Below are 13,595 nucleotides of genomic sequence, written 5' to 3' on the forward strand. Positions count from 1 at the left end.
CCTCTTTACATCATGGTACCGCTATTCGATGGGAATGCGGTGGGGCGCCGGAGTCACCGTCTGTTTGGGCAGGCGCAGGGTGAGGATGCCGTTGTCGAACCTGGCGCTCACCTGCTCCGGTGACACCTCCACCGGCAGCTCGACGGTGCGCGACACGCTGCCAAAGTAGCGCTCGCTGCGCAGGGCACGTTCATCCTTGTTCTGGCTGTCAAACTGGCGGATCTCCGCCTTCAGGGTCACCAGCTTGCCATGCACGTCCACTTGTATGTCCTCCCGGGCAACCCCGGGCAGCTCGGCCTGCAGCAGATAACCGCCGTCGCTCTCCCGCACATCCAGCTTGATCTGGCTGGGCAGCGGGTCCCCGTGCAGGGGGCGGATATAGAAGCCGGAGGCCATGTCGTGGAACAGGTCATCAAACAGGCTGGTGCGGCTCGGTAGCAAACTCATTTGATTCCTCCTTCTGGTACACACGAGGCATGGACGGGCATCCGCCCCTCTGCGGAACGCCGGGATCTGCCTCTCTTCAAGTCTAAAAACCGGGCCGGCCTTCGCCACTGCCATTTCGCCTCTCCTTGATGAAGATCAAGGGTGCGGCGTGCATTTTTGCGATCCGCTCCCGGCGGGAAAAAGCGGGGGCTCGGCCCGCGTCCGATTGCCTGTCTGCGGACTTTGATGGCACACTTCCTTCACCAGCCCGCAGCGCCTGATGCAAGACAGATGCAGACACCGGATCCCGCACCAGAGAAGAAAGCCCAGCCCAAGTCCAGGCATATCCTGCTGGTCAACGAGCAGCGTTCCTTTCAGATGATGATGAAGGCGATGCTGATCAACATCGGCATCAACCGGATCACCTACACCAATTCCGCCGACGAGGCGCGCCGCCGCTGCCAGAAAGAGAGTTTCGACATCTATCTGCTCGACTACGAGCTGGGGTCCGGGGAAAACGGCCGCCAGTTGCTGGAGAGCCTGCGGGACCAGAAGCTCATCCCCCCCCAGAGCGTGGTGATCATGGTCAGCAGCGACGGCTCCCGCGCCATGGTGCTGAGCGCGCTGGAGGCCGAACCCGACGAATACCTGATGAAGCCCTTCTCCCAGGAGCAGTTCTCGTTTCGCCTCAAACGCGCCCTCGCCCGCCGCCAGGCCCTGGAGAGCGTCTTCACCGCCCTCACCCGGGATGATCTCCCTGCCCTGGTCGAGGCCTGTGCCAGACAGGCCGACACGGCGCCGCGCTTCGCCAACTTCTGCCGCTGCCTGCAGGCCGACACCCAGCTCAAGCTGGGCCAGGCGAAGGAGGCCCGCAGCCTGATGCGCCAGCTGCTGGCGGGGCAGGAGAACAGCTGGGCCCGGCTGACCCTGGGCAAGGCGTGCCACACCCTGGGGCTGCATGAGGAGGCGGTGAGCCACCTGCAGGCGACCCTCAAGCACACACCCCTGATGGTGGAGGCCTACCTCTGGCTGGCGGAGTCCCTGCAGGCCCTGGGCAAGGAGGAGCAGGCCCAGCAGGAGCTCAGGCGGGCGGTGGACATCTCCCCCCAGTCGGTGCAGCTCTCCCGCCGGCTGGCAGAGGTCTGCCTGCTGCGCCACGACTACGCCCAGGCCAAGGACGTGCTGCTGTCCCTCATCGACCTGTCGCGCAACTCCATCCACCGCACGCCGCATTATCTCGGGGCCTACATCCAAACCCTGACCCTCTACGCCCTCAACAGCAACGACGGCTACCACATCGCCAACCTGCAAAAGCAGGTGAACTCGGCCCTGTCGCGCATTCGCGACTCCCTGATGATGGCGGAGTTCAACTACCCGGTGTTCGAGCAGATCTGCCAGGCCAGGGTGCGCATCGCCCTCGGGGAGCTGCTCAAGGGCAAGAAGATGCTCTATCGCGCGAACCAGAACTGGCTGGACAAGCCGGACACCATGCCCCCCGCCCTGCTCGGCGAGACCATACTCGCCCTCTACCAGCTCGGGGAGTTCGAGTACGCCGAGAGCCTGCAGGGACTGTTGGCGGAGGATGAGGACAGGCTGCTCACCACCTGCATCCGGGTGACCCGGGACGACAAGACGGTGCAGGAGCGCCGCCAGCGCTACCAGCAACTCAACGATCTGGGGATCAAGGCCTATCAGGCCGGGGAGCTGGAGCAGGCCCTCGGCCATTTTCGCGAGGCGCTGCGCCGGGCTCCCGCCAATACCGGGGCGGCCCTCAACAAGATCCAGGTGCTGCTGCAACTGATGCAGAAGAACCGCAAGAGCCCGGAATTTGGCGCCGAGTGCAGGGAGACCCTGGACGTGCTGGAGGGCATTCCCCTGAACCCGGCCCAGCAGGAGCGTTTTCGCAAGCTGCGCCAGGAATACCACCAGAGCAGCTGATCTGCCGCTCGTCCCCTCACCTATGCTGATACTGACTCAGGGAAGGGAGGGGCAACGCCATGGGAATGTGCCGATACCTGGTGGCCGATGGCCGCCACTGCTGCGAAGAGGCGGGAGAACAGGATCTGTGTCGCTGGCACGATCCCAAGGGCGATCACCACTCCCCGGGCACCGCCGAGGCGCTGGAGCACTATGTGCGCCAGGGGGGCCTGTGCCACGGCCTGCAACTGGCCCGCGCCGAGCTGGCCGGCCTCAACCTGGTGAACAAGGGGGCGCCGGAAGGCTTTCTGCTGGAGCAGTGCAACCTCTATCGTGCCAACCTGCGTGGCGCCCACCTCTACGGCATCCGGATCAAGGGCGGCAGCCTGATGAAGGCCGACCTCAGCGAGGCCAACCTGCACTGTGCGACCCTCGACGACGTCAACCTGCTCGGCATTCGCTGGAAGAACACCCGGCTCGACAACCTGGACACCGGCAGGCGGCTGATGCAGGACAGAAAGGGGCGCCGCGAGCGTGACCCGGCACAGGCCCGCGTCTGGTTCAAGGAGGCGGAAGAGACCTACCGGGACCTGCGCAAGGCCTCGGAAGCCCAGGGCATCTTCACCATGTCCGGGCGCTACATCCAGCAGGAGCTCACCATGCGCCGCCTGCAGATGCCGTTCTGGTCCTATCAGCGCTTCGCCTCCTGGATAGTGGATCTCTTCTGCGGCTACGGCGAGGCCCCCATGCGGGTGGTGCTCTTCTCCCTGCTGCTCATCGTCATCTGCAGCATCTTTTACTTCTTCTGCGGCCTCAACTTCGCGGGCAACCACCTCATCTACCGCCCGGACGCCCCCCTGGAGCAGAACGCCATCTTCCTGCTGGAATGCCTCTATTACAGCGTGGTGACCTTCACCACCCTGGGCTATGGGGACTTCACCCCGGTCGGCCTGTCGCGGATCTTCGCCGCCTTCGAGGCCTTCACCGGCAGCTTCACGCTGGCGCTGTTCGTGGTGGTGTTTGTCAAGAAGATGACCCGCTAAAAACCTGTCCACGATCTTGCTGCGAAGCCGCTTCCAAGGCTCATGTGCTGCTCGCTTATGTGTAGCCAGGAGCTCTCATGTATACATATACACTCCGGTTCCTGCGCTGCGCTTCACCTTGCTGACAGCCTCTCGCGACAGATCGTGAACAGGTTACCGAGCCGCTGCGCCAGTCACAGCCCCCGAACTTGCATCCATCGCGGATTCCTAGTCCAATAAGCGACGAACAAAAACGACATGAGCACCCCGAACATGAAGATCATCTCTTTCAATATCAATGGCCTGCGCGCCCGTCTTCATCAGTTGCAAGCCCTTATCGACAAACACCAGCCGGATGTGATCGGCCTGCAGGAGATCAAGGTCCACGACGAGGCCTTCCCGGTGGCGGACGTGGAGGCCATGGGCTATCACGTGGAATTCCACGGCCAGAAGGGTCACTACGGGGTGGCCATCATGAGCAAGCAGAAGCCGCTCAAGGTGCAAAAAGGCTTTCCCACCGATGAGGAAGACGCCCAGCGCCGCATGATCATGGCCGACTTCCAGCGGGAAGATGGCTCCATCATCACAGTGATGAACGGCTATTTCCCGCAAGGGGAGAGCCTGGATCACGAGACCAAGTTCCCGGCCAAGCAGAAGTTCTATGAAGACCTGCAGCACTACCTCGAGACCCACCACAGCCCGGACGATCAGATAGCGCTGATCGGGGATATGAACATCTCCCCCACGGATCTCGACATCGGCATCGGCGAGGCGAATCGCAAGCGCTGGCTGCGGGATGGCAAGTGCTCCTTCCTGCCCATCGAGCGGGAGTGGATGGAACGGCTCAAGGGGTTCGGCCTGACCGACACCTTCCGCGCCGCCAACCCCACCGAGTGCGAGCGCTTCTCCTGGTTCGACTACCGCTCCAGGGGCTTTGACGAGAACCGGGGTCTGCGCATCGACCTCATCATGGCCTCCGACGCCCTCAAGGACAAGGTGACCGAGACCGGCATCGACTATGAGCTGCGCGGCATCGACAAGCCCTCCGATCACGCCCCCATCTGGACCTGCTTCGCCTGATCCCGGCCGTCGAGCTGCCCTGTCACTCCTGACCCTGAGCCCCCGCCACGCGGGGGCCTCTTCGTCAGCCAATCCGGCATTTCTTAATCCATATCAACTCTTTGGCAGATGGTACAGGGCGAACCTTGACCTTCTCCTATAGGTAAGGTTTACATTCATCCCATACGTCACAGGGAACCTGCACCATGTTGTCATCGAGATTGCCTACAGCGCTCATCGCCCGGCTATTGCTGGCGCTGGTGCTCGTCTGCAATCTCACCCTGTGCATCGGCTGGCACGGGGTGGCTACCGCCCTCCCGGGCGACGCATCCGCTCCCATCCTGGCCCCGCCACAGCCCTCCCTGTCTCATGGGCTGCACCAGAGCGGGCCGGTACAGCACGCCGCCATGACCCCTGACCAGGCGGACACCGCCTCCCTCTCCTGCCATTCGGGCACAATGAATGCGGGGGCCCTGTCGGGGGATGAGTGTCAGATGCAGCCCGGCTTCTCCGGCGCCGCCAGTGCGCCCCCCCTGCTCGGCATGCTGCTGTCACTGCTGTTGCTGCCCCTGCTGTTGCTCCCCTCTTCGTGGAGTATCGGCCCCCTGCTGGACAACTGGTTGCGGGATCCCTTCCTGCGCCTGCGTGGTACCCATCCCCCCTCCTGGCCCAGACGGCATCTGATGCTGTCCGTGCTGCGCCATTAGAAACCGCTTCTCCCGTTAGCCCGGGCGATGGCACTGCCATCGCCATGCCGTGCAGCGGCCGATCCGTCGGCCCTGCCCCTATGGTCGGCCAACCCCGTCCGCCGAGCGCCAGCACCGCATCCGCTCAAGGCCGGACGACGGCCCGATACGAGAGAAGAAGTACCATGTCATCATCCAAGACATTTGCGCCCCGTGGCGCCCTGCCCTCCCGCACGCGCTGTGTGCAGACTCGCGCCGGAGGCCAGTCATGAACAAGACGCTGATCCTGTCTGCCCTGCTGCTCGCCCTCGGGGCCGGCGGCGGCTACTGGGCCGCCAAACAGACCACGGATGGCGCCAGCGCCGAGAAGAAGCCCCTCTACTGGGTCAACCCCATGGATCCCCGCGACAAACGCGACGGCCCCGCCAAGGACAACATGGGGATGGACTTCATTCCCGTCTATGAGGAGCAGAAAAGCGGCTCGCCGGGAACCGTCACCATCAGCCCCGAGATCCAGCAGAACCTGGGGGTGCGGCTCGCGAAAGTCGAGCGACTCCCCATCCACCAGCAGGTCGAGACGGTGGGCTACGTCGGCTATGACGAGGACAAGCTGGAGGCGGTCAACGCCCGCATGGCGGGCTGGATCCGCACCCTCGCCATCAAGAGCGAGGGGCAGCAGGTGAGCAAGGGGAGCCTCATCTACGAGCTCTATGCCCCTGACTTAGTCAACGCCCAGCACGAGTACCTGCTCGCCCTCAACACCACCAACCCGCTGCTGCTGCGCGCCGCCGAGGGCAAGCTGAAATCCCTGCAGGTGCCGGCGGATCAGATAGCGGCCCTCAAGCGCACCCGTCAGGTGCAGGAGACGGTGCGCATCTATGCCCCGAGCAGCGGCTATGTCTCCGAGCTGAAGGTGCGCGAGGGCCAGTATGTGGAGCCCGCCGCGGCCCTGTTCAACATCAGCACCCTCAAGCAGGTGTGGGTGAGTGCCGAGGTGTTCGAGCGTCAGGCCGCCCAGCTGAAGGTGGGCGATCCGGTCACCATGACCCTGGACTACGCCCCGGGCCGCCAGTGGCAGGGTCGGGTCGATTACCTCTACCCCACCCTGGATGCCGCCACCCGCACCCTCAAGGTACGGCTGCGCTTCGCCAACCCGGACGAGTTCCTGAAACCCAACATGTTCGCCAAGGTGACGATTCAGACAGGCAAGGGCGAGCCCCGACTAGTGGTACCGAGCGAAGCGGTGATCCGCACCGGCAGCCAGGACAGGCTGGTGCTGGCGCTGGGGGATGGCAGCTTCAAGTCGGTGGCCGTCACCCTGGGCCCCCAGTTTGGCGACAAGGTTGCCATCCGGGAGGGGGTTGAAGCGGGGGACAGCATCGTCAGCTCGGCCCAGTTCCTGCTCGACTCGGAGTCGGCCATCGATTCGGACTTCCAGCGCATGACGGCGGTGCGTCCCGCCCAGGTGTGGACCCAGGGCGAGGTTGAAAGCATCGATCTCGCCAACCGCACCCTGATGGTCGCCCACCAGCCCATCCCCGAGTGGCAGTGGCCCGCCATGGAGATGGAGTTCACCGTGGCCGAGGGGGTCGACATGAGCAAGCTGACCGAGGGACAGACCCTGCACCTGCAGGTGATGCAGGAGGGGGATGAATATCGCATCACCACCATCCACCAGGAGAGCGCCCCGGCCAACGACGAGGCCGCGGCGCCGGAGGAGATGGAAGGCATGGACCATAGCCAGCATCAGATGGCGATGCCCGAGATGGAGAAGAAGTCATGATCCCTGCCATCATTCGCTGCCTGACAGGCAACCGCTCTCCGCTCTCTGCACCCAATGAGCAAGGAGCCCAACCATGATCCCCTCGATTATTCGCTGGTCCGTGGGCAACCGCTTCCTGGTGCTGCTATTGACCCTCATGCTCACCGCCTGGGGGCTCTGGTCGGTCAAACAGACCCCGGTGGACGCCCTGCCGGATCTCTCCGACGTCCAGGTGATCATCAAGACGGCCTACCCCGGCCAGGCGCCGCAGGTGGTGGAGGATCAGGTGACCTACCCGCTCACCACCGCCATGCTGGCGGTGCCGGGCGCCACCACGGTGCGCGGCTACTCCTTCTTCGGCGACTCCTTCGTCTACGTGCTGTTTGACGACGACACCGACCTCTACTGGGCCCGCGCCCGGGTGCTGGAGTATTTGAGCCAGGTTGCGCCCAACCTGCCCGCCTCCGCCCGCCCCCAGCTCGGCCCCGATGCCACCGGGGTGGGCTGGGTCTACCAGTACGCCCTGGTGGACAGAACCGGCAAGCATGACCTCAGCGAGCTCACCTCCCTGCAGAACTGGCTGCTCAAGTTCGAGCTGCAGACGGTGGACGGCGTCTCCGAGGTCGCCACCGTGGGCGGCATGGTGCGCCAGTATCAGGTGCGGGTCGACCCGGACAAGCTGCGCGCCTACGGCATCCCGCTCTCCCTCATCGAGACCGCCATCAAGCAGGGCAACCAGGAGACCGGCGCCTCCGTCATCGAGATGGCGGAAGCGGAGTACATGGTGCGCTCGAATGGCTATCTGAAAAGCGTGGAGGATCTGAAGCAGATCCCGCTCGGCACCAATGTGCGCGGCGCCCCCCTGCTGCTGGGGGATGTGGCGGATGTGGTCACCGGTCCCCAGAGCCGGCGCGGCCTGGCCGAGCTCAACGGCGAGGGGGAAGTGGTGGGCGGCATCATCGTCATGCGCTATGGCGAAAATGCCCAGCACACCATAGACGGGGTCAAGGCGCGGCTCGCCCAGCTGAAGAGCAGCCTGCCGGAGGGGGTGGAGATCGTCACCGTCTACGATCGATCCGACCTTATCCAGCGCGCCATCGACAACCTCTCCGGCAAGCTGGTCGAAGAGTTCGCCGTGGTGGTGCTGGTCTGCCTCGCCTTCCTGTTCCACCTGCGCTCGTCCCTGGTGGTGGTCATCTCCCTCCCTATTGCGATTTTGACCGCCTTTATCGTCATGCACCTGCAGGGGATCAACGCCAACATCATGTCGCTCGGCGGCATCGCCATCGCCATCGGCGCCATGGTGGACGGCGCCATCGTGATGATAGAGAACGTCCACAAGCATATGGAGCGGGAGGCGCTCACCGACAAGAACCGCTGGCGCATCATCACAGAGGCGAGCATAGAGGTGGGGCCCGCCATCTTCTTCTCCCTGCTCATCATCACCATCAGCTTCCTGCCGGTGTTCGCCCTGGAGGCGCAGGAGGGGCGGATGTTCCACCCCCTCGCCTACACCAAAACCTACGCCATGGCCGCCGCCGCCGCGCTCGCCATCACGCTGGTGCCGGTGATCATGGGCTACTTCATCCGTGGCAAGGTGCTGGCCGAACAGGCCAACCCCCTCAACCGCTGGCTGAGCCAGGGCTATGTGCCCCTGCTCAAGGCCGTGCTGGCACACCCCAAGACCACCCTGGCCGCCGCCGCCGTGGTCACGGTGGCGGGCTTCTGGCCGCTCCAGCATCTGGGCTCCGAGTTCATACCGCCGCTCGACGAGGGGGACATCATGTACATGCCCACCACGGCGACCAACATCTCGGTGGGCAAGGCGCGGGAGATTTTGCAGCAGACCGACAAGCTCATTCGCACCGTGCCCGAGGTGCAGAACGTGTTCGGCAAGGCGGGGCGCGCCGACTCGGCCACCGACCCTGCGGATCTCGTGATGATGGAGACCAGCATCCAGCTCAAGCCCAAGGATCAGTGGCGCCCCGGCATGACCCCGGAGAAGCTCAAGGAGGAGCTCGACTCCCTCATCCGCTTCCCCGGTCTCACCAACGCCTGGGTGCCCCCCATCAAGACCCGCATCGACATGCTGGCCACCGGCATCAAGACCCCGGTCGGCATCAAGATAGCGGGGCCGGATCTCAAGGTGATCCAGCAGCTCGGCCAGCAGCTTGAGCAGATCGTCGGAAAGGTGGAGGGCGCGTCATCTGTCTACGCCGAGCGGGTGGCGGGTGGCCGCTACGTCAAGGTGGACATCGACCGGCTGAAGGCGGCCCGCTACGGCCTCAATATCGCCGACGTGCAGGCGGTGCTCGCCACCGCGGTGGGCGGCATGGAGGTGGGCCAGACCATAGAGGGGCGCGAACGCTATCCCATCAACCTGCGCTACCCCCAGAGCTACCGCGATTCGGTGGCCAGCCTCGAGCTGCTGCCCCTGGTGACCCCCAAGGGGGAACACATCGCCCTGGCGGACGTGGCGCGGGTCTACATCAGCGACGAGGCGCCCATGCTGCGCAGTGAAAACGCGCGCCTCAACGGCTGGGTCTACGTGGACATTCGCGGCCGCGACATCGGCTCCTTTGTGGCAGAGGCCAAGTCCGAGGTGGACAAGCAGCTGGTGCTGCCGGCGGGCTACGCCCTCACCTGGTCCGGTCAGTACGAATACATGGAGCGGGCCAAGGCACGCCTCGCCTACGTGGTGCCGCTCACCATCGCCATTATCGTGCTGCTGCTCTATCTGGCGTTTCGCCGCTTCCAGGAGGTGCTGCTCATTCTCACCACCTTGCCGCTGGCGGTGGTGGGTGGGATCTGGACCCTCTGGCTGCTGGACTTCAACCTGTCAGTCGCCGTAGGGGTAGGTTTTATCGCCCTGGCGGGGGTGGCGGTGGAGACCGGCGTCCTGATGCTGGTCTACCTCAACCACGCCTGGGATGACCTCGTGGCCGGCGGCAAGCCGGACAAGGCGGGCCTGCACCGGGCGGTCATCCACGGCGCCGCCCTGCGCCTGCGCCCCAAGATGATGACGGTGGTGACCATCATCGCCGGCCTCTTGCCCATCATGTGGAGCCAGGGCACCGGCTCCGAGGTGATGCAGCGCATCGCCGCCCCGATGATCGGCGGCATGGTGAGCGCCCTGGTGCTGACCCTGCTGGTGCTGCCCGCCGCCTACTACCTGTGGCGCAGCCGGCACCTTGGAAAGCCCGTGCCCGAACAGGCCGAATAATCCGCTTCAAACAACTCTTTTTTGCATAGATGACGAGGAAAACATGATGAACTACAAGACGTTGACGCTGACCCTGCTGCTCGGCCTCGCCACCCATACCGGCCTGCAGGCCGAGGAGATGATGCACCACGAAGGGCACGACATGAGCCAGATGGGACAAATGGACGGCATGAACGAGATGGGCGAAATGACGATGACCAAGGGGGTCATCAGCCGCATCGACGCCCCCAACGGCAAGGTCGGCATCAAGCACGAGGCAATCGAGAACCTCAAGATGCCTCCCATGAACATGGTGTTCCTGCTGGCGGATCCGGCCCTGCTCAAGGATCTGAAGGTGGGGGATGCAGTCCTGTTCCACGCCGAGAACCCGGGTGGCAAGCTGACGGTGACCCAACTGCAGAAGCAGTGAGCGCTGGCCACGGTAATAAAAAACGGCGGGATAATCCCGCCGTTTTGCTATCCGGGTTCTGGCAATCTAGACCGTTCAGCCGCGAATATGCGCGATAAAGGCGTCGATCTGCTCGCGGCCGCAGGCGGGGTTCATGAATACCGCCTTCTCCCCTGCGATGTAGGAGTACTTGCCGCGCTCGTCGTAGTCCGAATGCGCCACCGCCTCCACCCAGTTGGTGTAGAGCCCCACCTTGCCGCGCCCGGTGAACAGGCTGCGGTGGTACTCGGTATTGCGCGCCAGCCGCGCCTTGTAGGCCGCGTCCGGGCTGCGGGCCAGCTCGAAGGCGAACTCGGCCTCCGGATCGCTCACCCACTCGGGGTTGTAGATCTTGAAGCCCACGCTCGGCCCCTGGTTCTCCTGGGCCACCAGCTTGACGTTGCCGAGCTGGCTCAGGCGGAAGCGGAAGTAGTTCGCGTTTTGCAGGCAGTGGGCCAGCACGGTGCGATAGCCCTCCACCCCCAGGTAGTTGAGGGCCGCATAGGCGCCGAACAGGCCGCTCGCCCCCCGGGAGCACTCGATGGTGGACTGCAGGTGGGTCTGGCCCTGGATGTCTCGCTCGAAGTACGAGAAGTTCTCCGGGTCATTTTCCATCGCCTTGAGGTCGTTCTGATCTTTGATCATCACCAGGCTGGAGGTGTAGGGCACATAGCCCCACTTCTGGAAGTCGACGGTGAAGGAGTCGGCATATTTCAGCTCGGCGAAGCGCGCCACGTTGCGCTCGATCCCCGCCAGGGTGGCGGCGTTGATGGCCAGCGGGTTGGCGACGAAGTCGTAATCCAGGAAGAAGATCATCGACCAGCCGATGGCGGCGTCCACGTGGATGTGGGGCTTGACCGCCACCTCGAACCGCTCGCACAGGCGATCCCGCAGCTCGACCACGGGCTTGACCCTGTCCACCCCGAAGGTATCCGTGGTGCCCATGGTCAGCATGATGGTGGGGACCACGTGCTTCAGGGCAAAGCAGGCGGTCAGGGTGCGCTCGAGATCCGCCAGATCGATGTCGTTGTTCTCCCCCACCTGGATGCGGATGGTCTTGTTCTCGATATCCACCCCGAGCAGGGAGAGGTTGGTGATGTTGGAGTAGTGACCGCCCTGGGAGTTGATGATGCGGTAGTCCTGATAGTGGCCGAGCCCCTTGTGCTTGGCCTCGGGCAGGCTCTTGCGAATGCCGAGCAGGTAGCCGTAGAGGTTACAGAAGGTCCCCCCCTGGGTGAAGATGCCGGTGGCGCGGGCCGGATCGTAACCCGCCAGCAGGGCAATCTGGCGCACCACCTTCTTCTCGAGCTCCTCGGCCACCCCGGCATACTCGGAGTAGACCAGGTTGGGGTTCGCGAGAATGCCCATCTGGGCGCCGTAGATGGCGGGATCCGCCGACATGGTGATGACGTTCTCGACGCTGGAGGGATTCTCCCAGTCTTTGGACAGCGCGCCGGCGAACAGCAGCTCCGTCATGGGCTCCCCCGGAGTGCGCATCTGCGCGGGCACCGGCATGGTCTCACAGAGATCCGCGAGGCGGGCGTGACCGTCCGGCCAGGCGTTCAGGCGCGCATCCGGGGCCAGGCCGCGGGCGCGAAACTCGTTGAGGGTGGCGAAACCGGGCTCGCGAAACACCGGCCAGAGCTCGGGGTTGCGGGAGAAGAAGTGGGCCTTGACGGTGGCGAAGCGGGCGGCGAATGCGGGGGAGACGGCGTTGACGCCGTCGTCTTTCAGGTAAACCAGATCACTCATTTTTATACCCTGGGTACGGCAAAGGTGCGGTTCTTATACCCTCATGACGAAAGCATCAACAGAGACAATATCTAATGCGCCGCCCTACTTTTTGTCATGACTGAGCCCTGACGGGGGCTGGGAATGCCTCCCCCGAGGCGCCCCCCTCGCCGTCTTGTGACCCCGATCACGCCGGTTCGGTCAGCGCAGGGCGGCCAGCAACCAGTGGCAGAAAGGTGCCAGCTCGGCATGTTCCGGGAAATCGGCCCGCCACCCTTGCAACAGGTCGTCGATGGCCTCGGGGCGATAGGCAACCCCGGGCAGGCGCTCGGCCAGCGCATCGAGCGGCGCCGGCTCCAGGCTGTCGCTGAAGATCTGCGCCCGGCCTATCACCCCCTTCTCCACGTCGAAGTGCAGCTCCACCCCGCCCCAGGGGAAGCGCTCCTCCAGCAGGTGGCTGAAGGCGGGCGCCTGGCCGAAGTTCCACTCCCAGCTGCGCTGGCGGGCGAAGGTCTCGGCGAAGCCCGGCAGGTCGGGCATCCGCTCGGGGGAGATATGCTCGGGGGCAACCCGGGTGCCATGGTGGGCGAAGAAGGCCTCGCACAGGGCCTGCACCACCCGCTCATGGCTGATCCCCGGCAACAGCTCGCAGAGGTTGGCGACCCGGCTGCGCACCGAGCTGATCCCCTTGGCCGCCAGCTTCTTGGGGTCGGGATTGAGGTAGTGGGCGAGCCGGCCGAGATCCGCGTCCAGCAGCAGGGTGCCGTGGTGGAAGCCGCGATCCCGGGTCTCCCGATAGGCCGAGCCAGACACCTTGCGATCCCCGTCCGGGGTCGCCACCAGCAGATCGTTGCGCCCGGAGGCAAACGCCTCCACCCCGAGCCGCTTGAGCGCCTCCAGCACCATGGCGGTGGAGACGCTCTTGTCATACTCCGGCTTGCCCGCCATGAAGGTGAAGCAGCTGTTGCCAAGGTCGTGGAACACGGCGCCACCCCCGCTGCTGCGCCGGGCGAGCGTCACCCCGTCCTCTTCCATGCGCCGGGTGTTGCACTCCTTCCAGGGGTTCTGGGCCCGGCCTATCACCACCGTATTGGCGTTGCGCCACAGAAACAGCACCCGCTGGGCGGGGTCCATCTGGCGGAAGATGCACTCCTCCACCGCCAGGTTGAACAGGGGATCGTGGGAGTCTGAGAGCAGCAGGCGCAAGGAGGACATGGCGGGACCTTGTTAGGAAACAGAGAACAGGAAACGGGTGACTACCATACCACCTGGGGGAGGATCGGCGCACCCCCGTGGCCGGGGCAGGCCGCCTGCGCGGGAAAAAGCCTCCACCGTTGGTGCT

The 13,595-nt window shown here is 64.5% G+C and carries 10 protein-coding genes; 7 read left to right on the forward strand and 3 right to left on the reverse strand.

Annotation, left to right across the window (positions count from 1 at the left end; translation table 11 throughout):
- Window positions 1-21: 21 nt before the first annotated feature.
- Window positions 22-447 carry an Hsp20/alpha crystallin family protein gene (locus R2B70_RS13345; RefSeq protein WP_042076053.1) on the reverse strand — a complete coding sequence of 142 codons (426 nt, stop codon included), beginning with the start codon at window positions 445-447 and terminating at the stop codon, window positions 22-24.
- 270 nt (window positions 448-717) lie between these two features.
- On the opposite strand from R2B70_RS13345, the gene R2B70_RS13350 reads away from it, so the two are divergent.
- From R2B70_RS13350 to R2B70_RS13380, 7 genes are all read left to right on the forward strand, one after another.
- Window positions 718-2,364, forward strand: coding sequence for a response regulator (locus R2B70_RS13350; RefSeq protein ID WP_042076055.1), 1,647 nt, complete (start codon window positions 718-720; stop codon window positions 2,362-2,364).
- A gap of 59 nt (window positions 2,365-2,423) precedes the next feature.
- Complete coding sequence (locus R2B70_RS13355; RefSeq protein ID WP_042076058.1) at window positions 2,424-3,386, forward strand: ion channel; 963 nt, start codon at window positions 2,424-2,426, stop codon at window positions 3,384-3,386.
- Window positions 3,387-3,638: 252 nt separating this feature from the next.
- Entirely contained in the window at window positions 3,639-4,445 is an 807-nt protein-coding gene (gene xthA, locus R2B70_RS13360; RefSeq protein WP_318161716.1) for an exodeoxyribonuclease III, read from the forward strand.
- A gap of 185 nt (window positions 4,446-4,630) precedes the next feature.
- Entirely contained in the window at window positions 4,631-5,131 is a 501-nt protein-coding gene (locus tag R2B70_RS13365; protein WP_318161717.1) for a hypothetical protein, read from the forward strand.
- 247 nt (window positions 5,132-5,378) lie between these two features.
- Window positions 5,379-6,893: an efflux RND transporter periplasmic adaptor subunit gene (locus tag R2B70_RS13370; RefSeq protein WP_318161718.1), complete on the forward strand. Its 1,515-nt coding sequence runs from the start codon at window positions 5,379-5,381 to the stop codon at window positions 6,891-6,893.
- Between the two features lie 73 nt (window positions 6,894-6,966).
- Window positions 6,967-10,095: an efflux RND transporter permease subunit gene (locus R2B70_RS13375; RefSeq protein WP_318161719.1), complete on the forward strand. Its 3,129-nt coding sequence runs from the start codon at window positions 6,967-6,969 to the stop codon at window positions 10,093-10,095.
- A gap of 46 nt (window positions 10,096-10,141) precedes the next feature.
- Window positions 10,142-10,504 (forward strand): copper-binding protein, encoded by a 363-nt coding sequence (locus R2B70_RS13380; RefSeq protein WP_318163355.1) that lies wholly within the window; start codon window positions 10,142-10,144, stop codon window positions 10,502-10,504.
- A 75-nt stretch (window positions 10,505-10,579) separates the two neighbouring features.
- Here R2B70_RS13380 and R2B70_RS13385 read toward each other — a convergent pair whose 3' ends face one another.
- Both R2B70_RS13385 and R2B70_RS13390 read right to left on the reverse strand, forming a co-directional pair.
- Window positions 10,580-12,274, reverse strand: coding sequence for a pyridoxal phosphate-dependent decarboxylase family protein (locus tag R2B70_RS13385; RefSeq protein WP_318161720.1), 1,695 nt, complete (start codon window positions 12,272-12,274; stop codon window positions 10,580-10,582).
- Window positions 12,275-12,454: 180 nt separating this feature from the next.
- Window positions 12,455-13,468 (reverse strand): lipoate--protein ligase, encoded by a 1,014-nt coding sequence (locus tag R2B70_RS13390; protein ID WP_318161721.1) that lies wholly within the window; start codon window positions 13,466-13,468, stop codon window positions 12,455-12,457.
- Between the last annotated feature and the right edge of the window lie 127 nt (window positions 13,469-13,595).

The sequence above is a fragment of the Aeromonas sp. XH genome, assembly GCF_033348475.1.
In the GTDB taxonomy this organism is placed as follows: domain Bacteria; phylum Pseudomonadota; class Gammaproteobacteria; order Enterobacterales; family Aeromonadaceae; genus Aeromonas; species Aeromonas sanarellii.